The sequence below is a fragment of the Geodermatophilus obscurus genome (genome assembly GCF_900143215.1).
GTDB lineage: Bacteria > Actinomycetota > Actinomycetes > Mycobacteriales > Geodermatophilaceae > Geodermatophilus > Geodermatophilus obscurus_A.
Genome location: NZ_FRDM01000003.1, coordinates 164,448 through 183,709 on the forward strand (window position 1 = coordinate 164,448; position 19,262 = coordinate 183,709).

Below are 19,262 nucleotides of genomic sequence, written 5' to 3' on the forward strand. Positions count from 1 at the left end.
CCGAACCGCCCGCTCAGCGGGTCAGCCGAGGTCGCCACCGGCCACCGGCAGGATGGTCCCGGTGATGTAGGAGGCCTCCTCCGATGCCAGGAAGGTGATGGCCGCGGCCTGCTCGTCCAGGGTCCCGTACCGCTTCAGCAACGAGGAGTCGACCGTCTGGTCGACGATGGTCCGGTACCAGTCCTGCTCCTGCTCCGACTGCGGCGCCGGCCCGCGCGGGGTGCGGCGCGGCGGAGCGTCGGTCCCGCCGGGAGCGGTGGCGACGACGCGCACGCCGTGCGGTGCCATCTCGAGGGCCAGCGCGGTGGTGACGGCGTTGACCCCGCCCTTGGCCGCGGCGTACGGGAGGCGGTTGACCCCCCGGGTGGCCACCGACGACACGTTGACGATGGTCCCCTGCCCCCGCTGGACCATGTGCGGCGCGACGGCGCGGCAGCACCACAGCGTCGGCCACAGGGACCGGTTGATCTCGGCCTGGATCTGCTCGGGCGGGTAGTGCTCGAAGGGCTTGGCCCAGATCGTGCCGCCGACGGTGTGGATGGCGACGTCGATGCGGCCGAACCGCTGCAGCGCGGCGTCCACGACCGACTTCGCGCCCTCCCAGGTCTCCAGGTCGGCGACGACGGGGATGGCCTCGGTCCCGGGTTGCCCGAGCTCCTCGGCGAGGTCGCGCACCAGCTCGGCGCGGTCGGCCAGCACGAGCGTGCCGCCCTCGGCGCTGATCCGCCGTGCCGTGCGCTCGCCGATCCCCTGACCGGCACCGGTGATCAGGACCACCTGGCCGGCGAACCGGCCCGGCGTCACGAACCGGGGACGGCGTCCCGCGGCGAGGTCGTGCATGGCCCGGCGGGTGGTCTCCTTGGACCGTTCCGCGTGCTCGGAGATGAGGACCCGGGCCCGCTCGCGTTCGCCGTCCCGGAACGCCTCGACGATGTCGAGGTGGTCCTGCGCGCACCGGGGATGGCACCAGGTGGCCGAGCGGAGGGACTCCTCCATGTGCCCCTTGACACCGAGCGCCTGGTAGGCCCGCAGCAAGTGCTCGTTGCCGGTGAGGGTGAACAGGTAGTCGTGGAAGGCGGCGTTGGTCTCGGTGTACGCCGCCGCGTCGGTGAACCGCTCGCCCTCCACGTAGGGCACGGTCGCCTCGGCCAGCACCCGGTAACCGACGAGCTGCTGGTGCGTCAGGCGGCCGATGGTGAGCTCGAGCGCGCCCAGCTCCAGCGCCCGGCGGGCGTCGAAGATGGCGTCGGACTCGTGCACCGACGGGTGCTCCTCGCCGATCTCGTACCCGTCGCCCGTGATCACGTAGCCCTCGGCGGTCAACGCCGGCTCGATCTCCGCGTCCGACTGATCCGCGTCCGACTGATCCGCGTCCGGCTGACCGGCCGGCGCCTCGGGCGCCGGCGGGACGAGCTGCTCCAGCGCCGCCTCGGGCAGGACCTCCTGGCCGGCGACGGCGCGGGCACCGACGGCGAGCACGAGGTCGTCGGCGTCGTCCACGGGGAGGACGTCGCCGGTGGGGAACGGTTCCCCCACCGGCTGCCCCGCCAGGCGCCACAGGTCCGCCGGCGACTCGGTACGCGGCCCGGTCCCGTCGGCGCCGAGGGGTGACAGCTCCACCGGCGGGAAGAGGACCTGCCCGGCCGTCGTCCGGCCCTCCCGGCCGTCCAGGGCCAGCAGCTCGGCGACGGTGTCCGGGACGGTGATCGGGGTGTGGACCGGCACCGGCGGCGGCTCGGGCGCGACCGCCTCGGACTCCGGCACGACCGCCTCGGGCTCCGGCGCGACGACCTCCTCGGCGGCCTCGGTCGGCACCGCGGCCAGGGCGAACTTTTCGTAGTAGAAGCCCGAGGGGGCCACCCCCAGGCCGCTGACGTGCCCGCGGACCGCCTCCACCATGGCCGGCGGACCGCAGAGGTACACCGCGGCGTCGCCGTCGTGCAGGTGCTCGGGTCCGTAGAGGCCGGTGACGTAGCCCTGGTTGGGTGCCTTCGTCGCCGGGTCGGCGACGCAGTAGTCCCAGGTGAGCCCGTCGATGGCGCCGGCGAGCTGCTGGATGGTCTCCAGCTCGACGAGGTCGTCGTCGGTCGTGACGCCGTAGACGAGATGCATCTGCCGGCCGCTGCGCTTGCCCTCCAGCGTCCGCAGGATGGCCAGGACCGGCGCCAGCCCGGTCCCGCCGGCCAGGAGCAGCAGCGGGGCGTCGGACTCGCGCAGGAAGAAGCTGCCGTGCGGTCCGGTGAAGGTGATCTCGTCCCCGACCTGGGCCCGCTCCTCCAGGTAGGTGGACATGACACCGCCGGGCGTCAGCTTGACCAGGAAGGTCAGCTCCTTGTCCTGCGGAGCGCTGCTGAAGGAGTACGACCGGGACTCCTCGGTGCCCGGGACGGCGATGTTGACGTACTGCCCGGGGAGGAACGCCAGGGCGTCCCGGTCGTCGATCTCGACGGTCAGCCCGACGGTCGTCGAGGACAGCCGGTCCAGTGCGGTGATGCGACCGCGGTGCGTGGCGGCGCTGGTCTTGGCCACCGCGGAGGTGGTCGCGATCTGCAGCACCAGGTCCGAGCGCGGCTTCATGCTGCAGGTCAGCACGTACCCGTCCTCGGCCTCGTCGTCCGACAGCGCGTCGTCGAGGTAGCCGCCCATGTCGAACTCGCCCGACTCGCAGAAGGCCTTGCAGGTGCCGCAGACGCCGTCACGGCAGTCCAGCGGGATGTTGATCCGCGATCGGTAGGAGGCGTCGGCGACGGTCTGGTCGTCCCGGCAGGTGATGAAGCGGGTGACCCCGTCCTCGAACGCGAGTGCCACGCGATGGTCCATGGAGATTCTCCGTACCTCGGAGGAGCAGCGGCTTGGAGGGGACCGGCCCGGGGGGGGGGCCGGTGCTCAGAGGTGGTATACGTCGACGACGTGGTGGATGTAGTCGTTCTTCAGCACCACGGTCTTGCGCCGGATCAGCGGCGCGGGCCCGGAGAAGTCGATCGTGTAGAACGACGTCCCGTAGTAGGGGTCGACGGTCTTGTACCGGAAGTACATCGTGTGCCAGTTGAACCGGACGTCGACCAGGTCGCCCCGGCGCTCGATGACCTCGACGTTCGTGATGTTGTGGCTGGTGCGCGGCTCGGGCAGTGACGTCGCGCTGGAGCGCTCGGTGCGGATCCGGAAGACGCGGTCCTCGAGGCCACCCTTGTTCGAGTAGTAGATGAGGGACATCTCGCGCTGCGGGTCCTGGGTGAGCCGGTCGTCGTCGGCCCACGACGGCATCCAGAAGACGACGTCGTCGGCGTAGCACTCCAGCCACTTCTCGAACTCGCGGTCGTCGAGGTAGCGCGCCTCGCGGTAGAGGAACTGCTCGATCGTGTTCTGGGTGATGAGCTTCCCGCCTGCGGCGCCACCCTCGGCCGAGGTGTGCAGGGGGTTCTGCAGCGTGGTCACGTGATCAGCCCTCCGAGGTCGCGGTGGACGCGCCGGCCTGCTTCTCGACGGCGGCGCGCATGGTCTGCAGCCAGTAGCCGTGCTGGATCGGGTACAGCCCCTCGTCCTCGTTGCGAGCACCTGCGGAGATGACGCCGTCCATGCCGAGGGCCTTGGCGACCTCGTCCGGCCCGTGGAGCCAGTGCTCGGCACCGCGGCTCATGTCGTTCCAGGCCGCGGCGGTCGCCCGGAAGGTGAGCTGGCAGGAGCGGAACTCCTCCAGGTCGTCCGGAGTGGCCATGCCCGAGGCGTTGAAGAAGTCCTCGTACTGGCGGATCCGGTGCTCACGGGCCTCGGCGCTCTCGCCCTTGGGCGCGATGCAGTAGATGGTCACCTCGGTCTGGTCCGGCGCGATCGGCCGGAAGTGCCGGATCTGGGTGCTGAACTGGTCCATCAGGTAGACGTTCGGGTACAGGCACAGGTTGCGGGAGCCCTTGACCATGAACTCGCCCTTGGCCTCGCCGAACTGGGCCTTGAGCTCGTCCATGCGGTCCCACAGCGGGCGGTCCTCCGGGTTGGCCGCCCAGGTCCACAGGCACAGGTGCCCGTTGGGGTAGGACCAGTAGCCGCCACCGGACTTGCCCCAGCCACCGGCGTCCAGTGCCTTGGTCGTGTTCTTGGACTCCCCCGTGCTCCGCCGCGAGGTCGTGGCCGCGTAGTTCCAGTGGACCGCGCTGACGTGGTAGCCGTCGGCGCCGTTCTCCGCCTGGACCTTCCAGTTGCCGTCGTAGGTGTAGGTCGAGGAGCCGCGCAGCACCTCCAGCCCCTCCGGGGACTGGTCGACGAGCATGTCGATGACCTTGGTGGTGTCACCGAGGTGCTCGTCCAGCGTGCTCACGTCGGCGTTGACGCTGCCGAAGAGGAAGCCGCGATAGCTGTCGAAGCGGGCGACCTTGACGAGGTCGTGCGAGCCGTCGGTGTTGAAGCTGGCCGGGTAGCCGGCGCCGTCGGGGTCCTTGACCTTGAGCAGCCTGCCGTCGTTGCGGAACGTCCAGCCGTGGAACGGGCAGGTCAGCGTCATGCGGTTGTCGGTCTTGCGCCGGCAGAGCATCGCGCCGCGGTGCGCGCAGGCGTTGATGAGGCAGTGCAGCTCACCCTTCTTGTCCCGGGTGATCACGACCGGCTGGCGGCCGATGAAGGTGGTGAAGTAGTCCCCCGGGTTCGGGATCTGGCTGTCGTGCGCGAGGTAGACCCAGTTGCCCTCGAAGATGTGGGTCATCTCCAGCTCGAAGATCTCCTCGTCGGTGAAGATCCGACGGTTGGCTCGGTAGATGCCGGCCTCGGGGTCTTCGATGACGGCATCCGCGAGGACGTCGCGGAGCTGGGTGGAGTCGACTGTCATGGTTGGACCTCCGGTCCGGTGGGGCGGTGGGTCGATTGCGCTCCACCCCACTGTGGGTGGCGCGGGTCACGTTCGCGTCAGCAATTCGCCTAGTCCTGACCAGGCATCGATTGAGACTCCGGATATCTCGATCCAGCGGAATTCGGTCTTTGTCGATACATGACCGGGCCTCTACGTTGAGTGCATCACAGGCGCTGTGAGACGGCGCTCACCCTAGGGCGCTGCCGCCCACCGTGGAGCCGATCGAGCGACGGAGGAGGGCACCGTGGAGATCCGCCAGCTGCACTACTTCGTCACCGTCGCCCGGACCCGTCACTTCGGCCGGGCGGCCGAACGCCTGCACATGGCCCAGTCCCCGCTGTCCCAGGCCATCCGCCAGCTGGAGGCCCAGCTCGGGACCGCGCTGTTCACCCGGACGACGCGACGCGTCGAGCTCACGCCCGCCGGCGAGGCGTTCCGGCAGGACGCGGAGCGCATCCTCGACTCGATCGAGGCCGCGCGGACCCGGGTCCGGCTGATCGGTGCCGGCAGCACCGGCCTGCTCCGCGTCGGGGCGACCGGGCTGGCGGCGCTCCGCCGGCTGCCCCAGCTGGCCCGGATCGCCGCCCGGGAGGTACCGGGCCTGGTGCTGCGGTTCCAGCCCGACCTGCTCACCCCGGTGCAGGAGCTGGCCCTCGAGGAGGACCGGATCGACCTCGCCGTGCTGCGTCCACCGCTGAGCCGCGCAGGTCTGACGTCCCGGCTGATCACCCGGGAACGGCTGGTCCTCGCCGCGCCCGGCAGCCACCGTCTCGCCGGTGAGGAGCCGGTCCGGCTGAGCGAGCTGCGGGACGAGGACTTCATCGTCTACGGCGTCGAGGGCTCCGTCGTCAACGCCGTCGTGACCCAGGCCTGCCTCGCGGCGGGCTTCCTGCCCCGGCGCACCCACCAGGCCACGGAGACCTCGATCATGCTCACGCTGGTCGCTGCCGGCCTGGGCGTGGCCCTGCTGCCCGAGTCCGTGCTGGCGCTGCGCGTCGACGGGGTCCGCTTCGTGCCCGTCGCCGACGACGTGCACGTCGACCTGGCCCTGGCGTGGCGTCGCGAGGACCGCTCCCCCGCCCTCGCTCGGCTGCTCGACGCGCTGGAGGCCAACGGCTTCCTCGTGCCCGACGCGAGCGTCCCCGACCCGACCGCAGCAGACGTCACCCCACTGGGAGGAACCCGATGAAGATCGTCGAGGTCGAGGCGATCCCGTTCGCGATCCCGTACCGCAAGCCGCTGCGCTTCGCCAGCGGCGAGGTCCACGTCGCCGACCACGTGCTGGTCCGCGTGCGCACCGACGACGGCGTGGTCGGCGTCGCGGAGGCCCCGCCGCGGCCGTACACCTACGGCGAGACGCAGGCCTCCATCGTCGCGGTGGTCGACAAGCTCTTCGCGCCGGAGCTGCTGGGTCTGTCCCTCCTGGAACGGGAGGTCGTCCACGCCCGGATGAACCGGACCGTGGGCAACCCGGCCGCGAAGGCGGCGGTGGACATGGCCATCTGGGACGCGCTCGGCCGCACGCTCGGTGTGTCGGTCTCCCAGCTGCTGGGCGGGTTCACCGATCGCATGCGGGTCTCCCACATGGTCGGGTTCGCCTCCGACGCCGAGATGGTGACCGAGACCGAGCGGGTCCGCGACACCTACGGCATCAGCGTGTTCAAGGTGAAGGTGGGGCGGCGCCCGGTCGAGCTCGACGTGGGCGCCTGCCGCGCCCTGCGGGAGGCCCTCGGGCCGGACGTGGAGCTCTACGTCGACGGCAACCGCGGCTGGACGCCGTCGGAGGCGGCGCGCGCCCTGCGCGCGATGGCCGATCTGGACCTGACGCTGTCGGAGGAGCTGTGCCCGGCCGACGACGTGCTCGGCCGTCGCTGGCTCACCGCCCAGACGTCGGTGCCGACGGTGGCCGACGAGAGCGCCACCACCCCCGGTGAGGTCACCCGGGAGCTGCTCGGCGGCGCGGCGACCGCGATCAGCATCAAGACGGCCCGCAGCGGCTTCACCACCTCCCAGCGCATCCTGCACCAGTGCGAGGGCCTGGGCGTCGAGGTCGTGATGGGCAACCAGATCGACGGCCAGGTCGGCACCGCCTGCACCGTGGCCTTCGGCGCCGCCCACCGCAGCTCGTCGCGCCGGGCCGGGGAGCTGTCGAACTTCCTGGACATGAGCGACGACCTGCTCACCGAGCCGCTGGAGATTTCCGGCGGAGAGCTCGTCGTCCGTCCCGGACCGGGGATCGGCGTCGAGATCGACCCCGACAAGCTCGCCCGCTACCGCCAGGACTGAACCCGGCACCGCAGGTGCCGTCCCGCCCCACCACCCGAGGAGACCCCGTGACCACACCCACCCAGCTCAACCCGACCGCGGCCGGCTCCGGCCGCAACGCGACCGAGCGCTTCGCGCAGAAGCAGCGCAGCGCCGCCGATGTCGACCACGCGCGGGTCTCGGCGATCGCCACCGACGCCCTCAGCGCGCTGCACGAGGTCATCCGCAAGCACCAGGTGACCTACGACGAGTACGACGCCCTCAAGGCGTGGCTGATCCGCGTCGGCGAGGACGGCGAGTGGCCGCTGTTCCTCGACGTCTGGGTGGAGCACGTGGTCGAGGAGGTCGCCAACGCCTCCCGCGAGGGCACCAAGGGCTCCATCGAGGGCCCGTACTACATCCCGGGTTCCCCGGAGTTCCGCAGCGAGGCCACCCTGCCGATGCGCGAGGACGAGAAGGGGACGCCGTTCCTGTTCCAGGGCACGGTCACCGACCTCGACGGCGAGCCGATCGAGGACGCCAAGGTCGAGCTCTGGCACGCCGACGCCGACGGCTACTACTCGCAGTTCGCGCCGGGCATCCCGGAGTGGAACCTGCGGGGGGCGATCCTCACCGGTCCCGACGGCCGGTTCGCCTTCTCCACGGTCCAGCCGGCGCCGTACCAGATCCCGACCGACGGCTCGTGCGGCGCGTTCATCGCGGCGGCCGGCTGGCACCCCTGGCGGCCGGCGCACCTGCACCTCAAGGTGTCCGCGCCGGGCAAGCAGCTGATCACCACCCAGCTGTACTTCGAGGGCGGGTCCCACGTCGAGGACGACGTCGCCCAGGCGGTGAAGCCGGAGCTGATCCTCCGGCCGACCCCGGCCGCTTCGGGCACCGGCGAGGAGGTCACCTACGACTTCGCGCTGGACCCCGCATCGTGACCGAGCTGTACGCGGTGCGGATGGACGTCGCGCTGCCGCCGGACATGGACCCGGCGGCACGCGACGACCTCCTGGCCCGGGAGAAGGCGTACTCGCAGCGCTGGCAGCGCTCGGGCCACTGGCCGCACATCTGGCGGTGCGTCGGGCAGTACGCCAACCTCAGCGTCTTCGCCGTCGACAGCAACGAGCAGCTGCACCAGATCCTCTGGGGCCTGCCGCTGTTCCCCCACATGAGCATCACGGTCACGCCGCTGGCCGCGCACCCGTCGGACATCGCGCAGGACCCGGCGCACGACAGCACCGCGCAGGACCCGGCGCACGACAGCACCGCGCAGGACGGCACCGCGCCGGGTCCGGCGCACGACAGCACCGCGCAGGACCCGGCGTCCGAGGGCAGCCCTGCGGGCGACACGTCCTCCGACTGAACCGGCACCACCGCACGACCCGCACCACGACACCACCCGCACCACCGCACCACCAGGCCGCCGGGCGTCGACACCTCCGCCCGGCGCGTCCCCCCTCCCCTCACCCGTGGCGACGTCGGTCGCCGGGTGCCCCCTGCCCTGCCACGGCCACCCGGCCGTCCCGCGCCAGGGCCCGTCCCGAGGAGAACAGCAGTGGCATCACCCCACACAGGACGGAGCCGTCCGCCAGGACGCTCTCCGTCGCCGGTCGGTCACCTGGATCGTCTCGCTGGCCACGGTCGGCCTGGTCTTCGACGGCTACGACCTGGTCGTCTACGGGACCGTCGTCCCGCTCTTCCTGCGCGATCCCGGTCACATCGGCGAGGTGACGCCGGCCCTGGCCGGCGCGCTGGGCAGCTACGCGCTGATCGGCGTGCTCGTCGGCGCTTTGCTGGCCGGGAGCGTGGCCGACGTCATCGGCCGGCGGAAGGTCATGCTCACCGCCTACGCGTGGTTCTCCGTCGGCATGGCGCTCACCGCGCTGGCCACCACCGCGACGACCTTCGGCCTGCTCCGCTTCTTCACCGGCATCGGGGTCGGCGCGCTGGTCGCCACCACCGGGGCGCTGGTCGCCGAGTTCGCACCCGCGGGGAAGAAGAACCTGGCCAACGCGATCTCCTACTCGGGGGTACCGCTGGGCAGCCTGCTCGCTGCGCTGCTGGCCATCCTGCTGCTGGACGTCATCGGCTGGCGGGGGATGTTCTGGATCGGCGCACTGCCCCTCGTGACGCTGCTCCCGCTCGCCTTCCTCAAGATGCCCGAGTCGCCGGCCTGGCTGGCGTCGCGGGGACGCCTGGACGAGGCGCGGGCCGTCGCGGCGCGGACCGGGGTGTCGCTCGCCGTGCCGGGCACCGAGGGCCCCCGTGTTCCCGACCCGGTCGCCGAGGGCCGTGCGGGCTTCGCCGGGCTGGCCGGCCGCACGTACCTGCTGCTGGGCCTGCTCAGCGCGACCGGCCTTCTGCTGGTCTACACGCTCAACACCTGGCTGCCCGAGCTGAGGGGCCGCGCCGGCTTCTCCACCAACGGGTCGCTGGCCTTCCTGCTGGTCCTCAACGGCGGTGCGGTCCTGGGCGCGCTGGCCGCCTCCCGGTTCGCCGACCGGTTCGGGCCCAAGCGGGTGGTGGCCGCGTCCTTCGCGCTGGGAGCAGCGGCGATCGTGCTGCTGACCGTGGGCCTCCCGCTGGGGGTGCACCTGGCGTTCGTCGCGGTCGTGGGCCTGGGGACGAGCGGGACCCAGATCCTCATCTACGGCTTCGTCGCGACCTACTACCGCACGAACGTGCGCAGCGCGGGGGTCGCCTGGTGCGCCGGGTTCGGCCGGCTCGGCGGCATCGGCGGTCCGCTCATCGGCGGCCTCCTCGTCGCCTCCGGCATGGCGCTCAACGCCATCTTCTCCGTGCTGACCGCGCTGGCCGTCCTCGGCGCACTGCTCACGCTGGTCGTGCCGACGGCGGACGCTCGGCACGCGCAGGCGGCCCGCCGGACGGCGCCCGCCGCGCTGGCCCTGGAGCCGGGCGACCTGCTCGCCCACCGGACCCGGTAGCGGGTCGGCAGCCACGGACGCACGACAGGTCGGCCCCGGACGCCGGATCCCGGCGGCACGGGCGAGCGGTCGGCACGAGCGCAGGCAGCGCGGCCAGCATTCCACCGTGCCCCTCACCGACAGCTGACCGGACGCACCGCCCGCGGCAGCTGCCCGGCTGACCACGGGGGGCGCACCCCCGCCTCGTCGCCGGCGGTGTGCCCGGGCTCGGGCAGGGGTAGCGGCACCGAGGACCAGGCCGGCCCCGGGCGGGCGGTGGGTGCGGGGAGGACGAGGGGTGGTTCGCGGTCATGCCCAGGTCGCCTGGCTCCCGGCGGGAGCCACGCTGGGCGCGGGAACTGCGCGGCGGGCACCCGTGGTTGCTCTCCTCCGCACAGCGGGGCAACGAGCACGCCGGGCTGCCGGCCTGGCGCGAGGGCAACGCGGTGCGCGCCCTGGTGGACGGCCGCAGCTACCTGCCGGTGCTGGCCGAGGCCCTGGCGCGCACGGGGCAGGGGGACGCCGTCCTGTTCACCGGCTGGCGTGCCGAGGCCGAGGAGCTGCTCGACGACGGCGGACCGCCGCTGGCCGCCGCGCTGGTCGCGGCGGCACGCCGCGGGGCGCTGGTGCGCGGGCTGCTGTGGCGCTCGCACCCCGAGGCGCTCGGCTACACCCTGGAGGCGAACCGGGCCCTGGCCCGGGCGGTGACGGCCGCAGGCGGCCGCGTGCTGCTCGACCAGCGGGTGCGGCCGCTGGGTTCCCACCACCAGAAGTCCGTCGTGGTGACCGGCGACGGTGGCGCGGACGAGCTGGCGTTCGTCGGGGGCATCGACACGGCCCGCTCCCGGCGCGACGGCGCCGGACACCGAGGGGACCCGCAGGCCCGGTCCTTCGCCCGGGTGTACGGCCCGACCCCGGCCTGGCACGACGTCCAGCTGCAGGTGCGCGGCCCCGCCGTCCGCGACGTCGAGACGGTGTTCCGGCAGCGGTGGACCGATCCGGCTCCGCCGACCCGGTGGCCCTGGCACACCGTCCCCGACCGGCTGCACGGGATCGACCGCGCGCCCGGTCCCCTCCCGCCGCCCGCGCCGCCGCCGGACCCGGCAGGCACCTGCACGGTCCAGCTGCTGCGCACCTACCCCCGGCGGCGGCCCCGGTACCCGTTCGCGCCGGACGGCGAGCGCAGCGTGGCCCGGGGCTACGCCAAAGCCCTCGCCCGGGCTCGCCGGCTGGTCTACGTCGAGGACCAGTACCTCTGGTCACGCGACGTCGCGCGCATCTTCGCCGCCGCGCTGCGCCGCTCCCCCACGCTGCGCCTGGTCGCCGTCGTGCCCCGGTACGTCGACCGGGAGGGCGGCCTGGACTTCCCCGCGTCCCTGCTCGGGCAGAACACCGCCTGGAAGACCGTGCTGGCGGCCGGCGGGGACCGGGTGCAGCTGTTCGACCTGGAGAACGAGGCCGGCCGCCCGGTCTACGTGCACGCCAAGGTCTGCGTCGTCGACGACGTGTGGGCCGCCGTGGGCAGCGCCAACCTCAACCGGCGGTCCTGGACCCACGACTCGGAGCTCACCGCCGCCGTCCTCGACGAGCAGCGGGACGGCCGCCGGCCGCTCGACCCCGGCGGGCTGGGCGACGGCGCACGGGCCTTCGCACGCGAGCTCCGGCTGGCCCTGATGCGCGAGCACCTCGGCCGGACCGACGGTGACGACACCGACCTGCTCGACCTCGGGGAGGCAGCCGGGACGATGCGCCGGGCCGCCGCCGACCTGGACGCCTGGCACGACGACGGCCGCCGCGGTCCCCGTCCGCCCGGCCAGGTGCGCGCCCACCCCCGGCGGACCGGTGGCGGGTGGTTGCCCCGCGCCCTGGTCACCCCGGTGTACGGCCTGGCCTACGACCCGGACGGCCGCCCGTGGTCGATGCGCCTCCGGCACGAGCTGTGAGGACCGCCTCCGGGCCGCGCCGGGGGGTGCCGGCCGGGCGGGGCGCGGACGGCGACCCGCGCGCACACTGGCGCGGGGAGCTGCCCGGCCGTCCGTCCCCGGATCGGAGTGGACCATGACCGCCGTCTCGTCCGTCCTCGCCGGCCTGGAGCGGACGAGGCCGTGGCAGGAGGAGCTGTACCGGGACGTCCACCGCCACCCGGAGCTCTCGCACCAGGAGACCCGGACCGCGGGCCTGGTGGCCGGCCGGCTCCGCGGCGCCGGCTTCGAGGTGCACGAGCAGGTGGGCGGCACTGGGGTGGTCGGCGTGCTGCGCAACGGGGACGGCGCGACGGTGCTGCTGCGGGCGGACATGGACGCCCTCCCCGTGCGCGAGGCGACCGGGCTGCCCTACGCCAGCCAGGTCACCGGTCCCGACGCCGACGGCGACGGCGACGAGGTGCCGGTGATGCACGCCTGCGCCCACGACGCGCACGTGGCCTGCCTGGCCGGGGCCGCGCAGCTGCTCGCCGAGGGCACGCAGCACTGGAGCGGCACCCTGGTCGCCCTCTTCCAACCCGCGGAGGAGACCGGCGACGGCGCCAGGGGCATGGTCGACGCCGGGCTCGCGGACCTCGTCCCGACCCCGCAGGTGGCCCTGGCCCAGCACGTGGTGGCGGGACGCGCCGGGCAGGTGGGCACGCACGCCGGCGCCGTGCTGTCCGCGGCCGACAGCATGCGGATCACCGTGCACGGGCGCGGCGCCCACGGCTCGATGCCGCAGGCTGCCGTCGACCCCGTGGTCCTGGCCGCGATGATCGTCGTCCGGCTGCAGACCGTCGTCTCCCGCGAGGTCGCGCCGACCGAGACCGCGGTGCTGACGGTCGGCAGCATCCAGGCCGGGACGAAGAGCAACGTCATCCCGGACCGGGCCACGCTGCAGCTCAACGTGTGCACGTTCGACGACGCGACCCGCCGCAGGGTCCCGGACGCCGTCGAGCGGATCGTGCGGGCGGAGTGCCAGGCGTCCGGCTGCCCGCGGGAGCCGGCATTCGAGCTGTTCGACCGCTTCCCGCTCACCGACAACGACGCCGGAACCACCGAGCGGGTGGCCGCGGCGTTCGAGGACTTCTTCGGCGAGCGGGCCGGGCCGGCCGGCCGGCAGTCGGCCAGCGAGGACTTCAGCGACATCCCGACCGCCCTGGGCGTGCCCTACACCTACTGGTTCGTCGGCGGGATCGACGCCGAGGTGTACGACGCGGCCGAGGCGGCCGGCCGGGTCGCCCAGGACGTCCCGGTCAACCACTCCGCCGCCTTCGCGCCGGTCGTCCAGCCGACCCTCGACACCGGCACCCAGGCGCTGGTCGTGGCCGCGCTGGCCTGGCTGGCCGCGTAGCGACCGCCGGTCAGCGCGGTCCGTCGTCGTCGGGCCGCGGATCGAAGGCCCGGGGGGGCATCGGTGCGTCCAGGTCGTAGTGGACACCGACCATGCGGATGCCGAAGCACAGCACCGCCGCGCCGACCGCGGTGGCCGGGCCGTGGACGTCGAGCAGGGTCAGCACGACGGTGGCCGTGGCCCCGATCAGGGCGGGGATGGCGTAGAGCCCGCTGCTCAGCACCGACGGGACCTGCCGGACCATGACGTCACGCAACGTGCCGCCCCCCACCCCGGTGAGCGCGCCGAGGAGGACCGCCTGGACCGGGCCCAGGCCCAGCTCGAGCGCCCTGCCGGCCCCGGTGACGGCGAACAGGCTCAGGCCGGCGGCGTCCAGCACGGTGATGGGTGTGTTCAGCCGGTCGAGGTACCGGCCGAAGACGAAGGCGATCAGGCCACCGCCGGCCGCGACGGCCAGGTAGCGCCAGTCGTTGAAGGTGACCGGCGGGACGTCGAGCAGGACGTCGCGGATGATGCCGCCGCCGAGCGCGGTGATCATGCCGAGGGTGACGACGCCGACGATGTCCAGCCGGGCCACGCGCAACGCGGTCAGCGCGCCGTTGAGGGCGAAGGCGAAGGTGCCCAGGAGGTCCAGGGCGAGCAGCGCCGGGATCCCCGTCGTCATCCGGCGGTTCTACCAGGGGCGGTGACCGGGGCCGTCCCCTGCCCGGCGCGGCGTCCGTACGGCGTGCGCAGGTCCGGGGGCGGCGCCCGGACAGCGACCCGGCACCCGGCCCGCCGCCCGGCCGGCGCTCCCGCGCTCGCTTCGCACCGGGGGTCCGCGTCGCCCCCGCACACCGGATCCCCGCGGCGGTGTCCGGCAGCACGTCGGCACCGGGTGCGGGCAGCCCCGGGGTTCGAACCACCTCCGGACGGGCAGGCAGCGGTGGCCGTCCACGTGACCGGAGGAGCCTGCCGCCGTGCCGACCCGCCCGCTGACCCGCATCGACGGCGCCCTGCCCATCGAGGACCACGGACTGATCGGCGACGGCGCGACGTGCGCGCTGGTGGCTCGCGACGGGTCGATCCCGTGGCTCTGCCTGCCCGACTTCGACAGCCGGCCGTTCCTGGCCGGGCTGCTCGACCCCGAGCGCGGTGGCAGTTTCACCGTCGCCCCGGTGGACCTCCGCGAGGCCGGGCAGCGCTACGTCGAGGACACCGGCGTCCTGGTCACCGAGCTGCACGGCCCCGAGGGCGTGCTGGAGGTGACCGACGCCATGACGCTGCGCTCGGGCGCCGACCTCGACGAGCTGGTGCCCTCCGGTCGCGGTGAGCTCCTGCGGCTGGCGCGGGTGGTCAGCGGCACGGTGGAGGTCGACGTCCGGCTCGCGCCGCTGGACCCGGTGTCGGTCACCCGGGAGGGTGGGGCCTGGCGGATCTCGTGGTCGGCCCGTCCGCAGCTGCACCTGCTGCTGTGGTGCTCGCACGACCTGGCGCCGGCCCGGGACGGCGCGATCGGCGGCCGGGTGACCCTGCGCGCCGGGGAGCAGCTGACCGTCGCTCTGCACTGGTCGGGGCACACCCGGGTGCTGTACCGCAGCGACCCGAACCAGCTGGTGGAACGCACCGCGGCCGCCTGGCGCCACTGGGCCGGCCGGCTGCGGTACGAGGGGCCGCAGGCGGACCTGGTCCGACGTTCGGCGCTGACCCTGAAGCTGCTCGACCACCACCCCACCGGCGCGCTGATGGCCGCGGCGACGTCCTCGCTGCCCGAGGTGATCGGTGGCGTGCGCAACTGGGACTACCGCTACACCTGGGTGCGCGACGCGGCCTTCTCCACCTACGCGCTGCGCCGCATCGGCATGACGGCCGAGTCGGAGTCGTTCCTGGCCTGGACGCTGACCAACGCCGAGCGCGACGGCCGGGTCAGCATCATGTACACCCTCGACGGCGGGCAGCCCTCCACCGAGTGGGAGGACGCCGCGCTGGCCGGATACCGGGGCTCGGCGCCGGTCCGCTGGGGCAACGGCGCGGCCGGCCAGCGGCAGCACGACGTCTACGGTGAGCTGCTCGACGTGGCCTACCAGTGGGTGCGCTCCGGCGGGGAGATGACCGAGCACCTGTGGCAGCTGCTGAGCCGGCTCACCGACCAGGCCACGGAGCGGTGGGACACCCCTGACGCCGGCCCGTGGGAGATCCGCAGCACCGGTCGGCCCTTCACCTACTCGGTCGCGCTGTGCTCGGTGGCCGTCGACCGGGCGCTGCGCATCGCCGAGGCCCGGAGCCTGCCCCATCCCCGGGAGCGCTGGCGCGCCGAGCTCGACCGGATGCGGGCCACCCTGCTCGACCGGGCCTGGGACCCCGACCGCAGGACCTTCACCGAGCACCTGGCCGACGCCGAGGGGAAGGGACACGGCGGTCTGGACGGGTCGCTGCTGGCGCTGCCGCTGCGCCGGGTGGTCGCCGCCGACGACCCGCGGATGGTCTCCACGGTCGAGGCGGTGTGCCGCGAACTGAGCGCCGGGGACGGGTTGCTGTACCGGTACCTGCACACCGAGTCGCCCGACGGGCTGCCCGGTCAGGAGGGCGCCTTCCTGCTCTGCAGCTTCTGGCTGGTGGACAACCTCACCTGGCAGGGCCGCCTCGAGGAGGCGCACGAGCTGTACGCGTCGCTGTGCGGGCGGGCCACCGAGCTGGGGCTGCTGGCCGAGGAGGTGGACCCGGGCAGCGGCGCCTTCCTCGGCAACTTCCCGCAGGCGTTCAGCCACGTCGGGGTCGTCTCCAGCGGCTGGGCTCTGGCCCGCGCCGAGGAGGCCCGGCGGTGAGGCGCTCCCTGGTGGTCCTCGGCGGCTCCGGTGACCTGACCGGCCGGCTGCTGCTGCCCTCGCTCGCCGCCCTGACCGCCACCGGCGGTCTCGCCGAGGACGTCGGGGTGCGCGCGATCGGTCAGGACGACTGGGACGACGACGCCTACCGCGATTGGGCCCGTGCCCGGCTGGCCGCCCACGCTCCGGAGGTCGACGAGCGGGTCCGGGAGCGCCTGGTCGCCCGCCTGCACTACAGCCGCGGCGACGTCACCGACGCCGGACAGCTGCGCGCGGCGCTGGAGCAGGTGTCCGGCGCGCCGGTCGTCTACCTGGCGCTGCCCAACACGGTCTTCCACCCGACCCTCGAGGCGCTGGTCGAGGTGGGCCTGCCCGACGGCGCCCGGGTCGTCGTCGAGAAGCCGTTCGGCCGCGACCTCGCCGACGCCCGCGCGCTCAACGAGGTGCTGCACCGGCTGGTGCCCGAGGACGCCGTCTTCCGCATCGACCACTTCCTGGCCATGCAGACCGCGCTCAACCTGCTGGGGCTGCGCTTCGCCAACCGCCTGTTCGAGCCGGTGTGGAACGGCGCCCACGTCGACCGGGTCGAGATCGTCTTCGACGAGGCGCTCGCCCTGGAGGGGCGGGCCGGCTACTACGACACGGCGGGGGCACTGCGCGACATGCTGCAGAACCACCTGCTGCAGCTGCTCGCGCTGGTGGCGATGGAGCCGCCGCACGCCATCGACGACACCACCTTCCCCGCGCACAAGGCCGACGTCCTGCGCGCCGTCCACCCGCCCGCGGACATGGCGCGCGACACGGTCCGCGCCCGGTACACCGCGGGCTCCGTCGGCGGGCGCCGGCTGCCGGACTACACCGCCGAGGCGGGCGTCGACCCGTCGCGCGACACCGAGACCTACGCGGAGTTCACCGTCACCGTCGACAACTGGCGCTGGGCCGGGGTGCCGTTCCGGCTGCGCACCGGCAAGGCCCTGGGGACCGACCGGCGGGAGATCGCCGTCCACTTCAAGCCGGTCCCCCACCTGCCCTTCGGCACCGGCCAGCCCGAGCCCGGCGTGCTGCGCATGCGCCTGGAGCCCGACGGGATCGCCCTGGAGCTCAACCTCAACGGCGCCGGCGACCCCTTCGACCTCGAGCGCCAGGTGCTGGAGGTCGACCTGCCCCGGCAGGAGCTGCCGGCCTACGGGATCCTGTTGCGCGAACTGCTGGCCGGGCACACGACCCTGTCGATCAGCGACGTCGAGGCCGAGGAGAGCTGGCGCATCGTCGAGCCGATCCTGGCCGCCTGGGCCACCGGCGAGGTCCCGCTGCGGGAGTACCGGGCCGGATCGGCGGGACCGGCCGACTGAGCGACCGGTCGGGAACGTCAGTCGGGCTCGGCCGCCTGCTCCCGCAGCCAGCGGTCGAGGCTCAACCGCAGCGGCGCGCTCACCGGGGCGTCCACCGTGACCTCGCCGGCCCGCTCGAACGTGAACGTCACCGGCAGGGACTCCGCGCTGCGCAGCGTCTCGTCGATCTGTGCCAGGACCACGACCGGCCCCTCGGGCCCGTCGGTGAACACCGTCTCCCCCGCCGGGATGGTCACCGACGGGTTCGTGGTGATGTCGCCTTCGTCCACCACCACGCCGGTGAAGTCCGGACCGGACACCCCGACGAGCTGGTCGTCCTCGGTCCCGCCGTTGACCATCGCCACCCCGAGGAGCGCGGCCGACCCGACCTCGTAGATGCCCGCCGGTGGGTTGTCCAGCCGGATGTTGCGCAGCTCCACGTCGCCGATCGATGCCTCCACGCCGGGGCCACCGACCGGCACGGCCGGCTGCTCGTCGGCCCCGCAGCCGGCCAGCACGGCGGGCGCGGCCAGCAGCGCGCCGAGCACCGCACCGGCACGGCGCCGAGGTCCTCCGGCCGCACCGACGCCCGGTGTGCTGCGGCGACGTCCCAGGACGGCTCCGGTCACGTGGGTCCACCTCTCGACGGTCGGGTGCAGATCGGACGGGGTTACCCCTGCAGGGCGCACCGACACGGGGCCGGGCCGGACACCGCGATCCCCTCGCGCGCCCGGCCGCGGCGAGGTCCCCGCCGCGGCCCGGCACCGGGGACCGGGGTCAGCGGAGCGCGTCCCCGGCCAGCCGCAGGGCCTCCTCGTACCGGCCGGCGTCCACCTGCACCTCGTACTCGGCGGCCTCCAGCGCGCTGACGCTGCTGAAGTCCCGGCGTCCACCGGTCACCCAGTGCCCGAGGAAGCCGGCGATCGCGCCGAACAACGCGCCGAGCAGCACGGTGGTGCCCAGGACGCCCCACCAGACCGGCCCGAGCGTGAAGATCGCGAAGAGCAGGGCGATGAAGAGGCCGAACCAGGCGCCGGTCCCGGCGCCGTAGAGGGCGGCGCGGCCCTTGGTGAGCCGGCCGGTCACGGCCTCCACGCTGCGCAGGCCGTTGCCGACGATGCGGGTGTGCTCGACCGGGAACCCGGCGTCGGACAGCCGGTCGACGAGGTGCGCGGCCCGGGCGTAGGCGTCGAACCGGGCCAGGGTCAGGAGCCGGACCCCCGGAGCGGACACGGTGCGCTGGTCGATGGTCATGTCGATCTCCCCTCCAGGAATTAGTTGGTCTACTCTCACCAACGTGGCAGAGGACCGGGGTGTTCCCCACTGCGCGAGCTCCCCGACCGAGGTGTCCGTCGAGCACGTCGACCTGCACGCGGCACTGACGAAGCTGCTGCGGTGGGCCTCGCGCGAGGCGGTGGCGCGGGAGCTGGCCGGCCCTGCCGCGGCCGGGCTCTCCCCCACCGACCTGTGGCTGCTCGACGGCATCGTCCGCTCCGGGCCGGTCCGCATGGGCGACATCGCCACCTGGCAGGGGGTGGACAAGTCGACGGTGACCGTCCAGCTGCGCCGGCTCGCCGACCGGGGGCTCGTCGTCCGCCGCGCCGACCCCTCCGACGCCCGAGCCGTGCTGGTCAGCGCCAGCGACGCCGGGCGCCTCCTGCACCGCGACGTGAGTCGCCAGGGCGCCCGCGTGCTCGCCGGGTTGCTGGCCGACTGGGACCCGGCCGACCGGCGCGACCTCGCCCGGCTGGTGTCGCGGTTCGCCGACGACCTCGGCCCCGGCCCGCGGGCCCGGTGA

16 protein-coding genes are annotated in these 19,262 nt (G+C 73.7%); 10 read left to right on the plus strand and 6 right to left on the minus strand.

What is annotated here, in order from left to right; genetic code table 11:
• Positions 1-21: 21 nt before the first annotated feature.
• The 3 genes from benC to benA all read right to left on the minus strand — a co-directional run bounded on the left by benC (position 22) and on the right by benA (position 4,816).
• Complete coding sequence (gene benC, locus BUB17_RS04745; RefSeq protein ID WP_244276922.1) at positions 22-2,808, minus strand: benzoate 1,2-dioxygenase electron transfer component BenC; 2,787 nt, start codon at positions 2,806-2,808, stop codon at positions 22-24.
• A 78-nt stretch (positions 2,809-2,886) separates the two neighbouring features.
• The gene (gene benB, locus BUB17_RS04750; RefSeq protein ID WP_072914189.1) at positions 2,887-3,435 is read right to left on the minus strand and encodes a benzoate 1,2-dioxygenase small subunit; all 549 of its coding nucleotides are present in this window, start codon (positions 3,433-3,435) and stop codon (positions 2,887-2,889) included.
• 4 nt (positions 3,436-3,439) lie between these two features.
• Positions 3,440-4,816, minus strand: coding sequence for a benzoate 1,2-dioxygenase large subunit (gene benA / locus BUB17_RS04755; RefSeq protein WP_072914192.1), 1,377 nt, complete (start codon positions 4,814-4,816; stop codon positions 3,440-3,442).
• Between the two features lie 265 nt (positions 4,817-5,081).
• Between benA and BUB17_RS04760 the strand changes: the two genes are divergently transcribed.
• From BUB17_RS04760 to BUB17_RS04790, 7 genes are all read left to right on the plus strand, one after another.
• Positions 5,082-6,026, plus strand: a complete 945-nt coding sequence (locus BUB17_RS04760) for a LysR substrate-binding domain-containing protein (protein ID WP_072914195.1) — start codon at positions 5,082-5,084, stop codon at positions 6,024-6,026.
• Positions 6,023-7,123, plus strand: a complete 1,101-nt coding sequence (locus tag BUB17_RS04765; protein ID WP_072914199.1) for a mandelate racemase/muconate lactonizing enzyme family protein — start codon at positions 6,023-6,025, stop codon at positions 7,121-7,123. The genes BUB17_RS04760 and BUB17_RS04765 overlap by 4 nt, the downstream gene beginning before the upstream one ends.
• 47 nt (positions 7,124-7,170) lie before the next feature.
• Positions 7,171-8,025, plus strand: coding sequence for a catechol 1,2-dioxygenase (gene catA, locus BUB17_RS04770; RefSeq protein WP_072914201.1), 855 nt, complete (start codon positions 7,171-7,173; stop codon positions 8,023-8,025).
• Positions 8,022-8,450, plus strand: coding sequence for a muconolactone Delta-isomerase (gene catC, locus BUB17_RS04775; RefSeq protein ID WP_244276924.1), 429 nt, complete (start codon positions 8,022-8,024; stop codon positions 8,448-8,450). The genes catA and catC overlap by 4 nt, the downstream gene beginning before the upstream one ends.
• 106 nt (positions 8,451-8,556) lie before the next feature.
• Positions 8,557-10,032, plus strand: a complete 1,476-nt coding sequence (locus BUB17_RS04780) for an MFS transporter (protein WP_208983311.1) — start codon at positions 8,557-8,559, stop codon at positions 10,030-10,032.
• Positions 10,033-10,322: 290 nt separating this feature from the next.
• On the plus strand, positions 10,323-11,954 hold the full coding sequence (locus BUB17_RS04785; RefSeq protein ID WP_072914204.1) for a phospholipase D-like domain-containing protein: 1,632 nt from the start codon (positions 10,323-10,325) through the stop codon (positions 11,952-11,954).
• A gap of 115 nt (positions 11,955-12,069) precedes the next feature.
• Positions 12,070-13,329 carry an amidohydrolase gene (locus tag BUB17_RS04790; RefSeq protein ID WP_072914207.1) on the plus strand — a complete coding sequence of 420 codons (1,260 nt, stop codon included), beginning with the start codon at positions 12,070-12,072 and terminating at the stop codon, positions 13,327-13,329.
• Between the two features lie 10 nt (positions 13,330-13,339).
• On the opposite strand, the gene BUB17_RS04795 is transcribed toward BUB17_RS04790, so the two are convergent.
• A complete protein-coding gene (locus BUB17_RS04795; RefSeq protein WP_072914209.1) occupies positions 13,340-13,993 on the minus strand; it encodes a trimeric intracellular cation channel family protein in 654 nt (217 codons plus the stop codon).
• A 295-nt stretch (positions 13,994-14,288) separates the two neighbouring features.
• On the opposite strand from BUB17_RS04795, the gene BUB17_RS04800 reads away from it, so the two are divergent.
• Complete coding sequence (locus tag BUB17_RS04800; RefSeq protein ID WP_072914212.1) at positions 14,289-16,133, plus strand: glycoside hydrolase family 15 protein; 1,845 nt, start codon at positions 14,289-14,291, stop codon at positions 16,131-16,133.
• A complete protein-coding gene (locus tag BUB17_RS04805; RefSeq protein WP_072914215.1) occupies positions 16,130-17,485 on the plus strand; it encodes a glucose-6-phosphate dehydrogenase in 1,356 nt (451 codons plus the stop codon). The genes BUB17_RS04800 and BUB17_RS04805 overlap by 4 nt, the downstream gene beginning before the upstream one ends.
• A gap of 17 nt (positions 17,486-17,502) precedes the next feature.
• On the opposite strand, the gene BUB17_RS04810 is transcribed toward BUB17_RS04805, so the two are convergent.
• Complete coding sequence (locus tag BUB17_RS04810) at positions 17,503-18,093, minus strand: copper chaperone PCu(A)C domain-containing protein (protein ID WP_244276926.1); 591 nt, start codon at positions 18,091-18,093, stop codon at positions 17,503-17,505.
• Positions 18,094-18,241: 148 nt separating this feature from the next.
• Positions 18,242-18,718, minus strand: coding sequence for a YflT domain-containing protein (locus BUB17_RS04815; RefSeq protein ID WP_072914217.1), 477 nt, complete (start codon positions 18,716-18,718; stop codon positions 18,242-18,244).
• A 43-nt stretch (positions 18,719-18,761) separates the two neighbouring features.
• Here BUB17_RS04815 and BUB17_RS04820 point away from each other — a divergent pair, with 43 nt between their 5' ends.
• Complete coding sequence (locus BUB17_RS04820) at positions 18,762-19,262, plus strand: MarR family winged helix-turn-helix transcriptional regulator (protein WP_175561275.1); 501 nt, start codon at positions 18,762-18,764, stop codon at positions 19,260-19,262.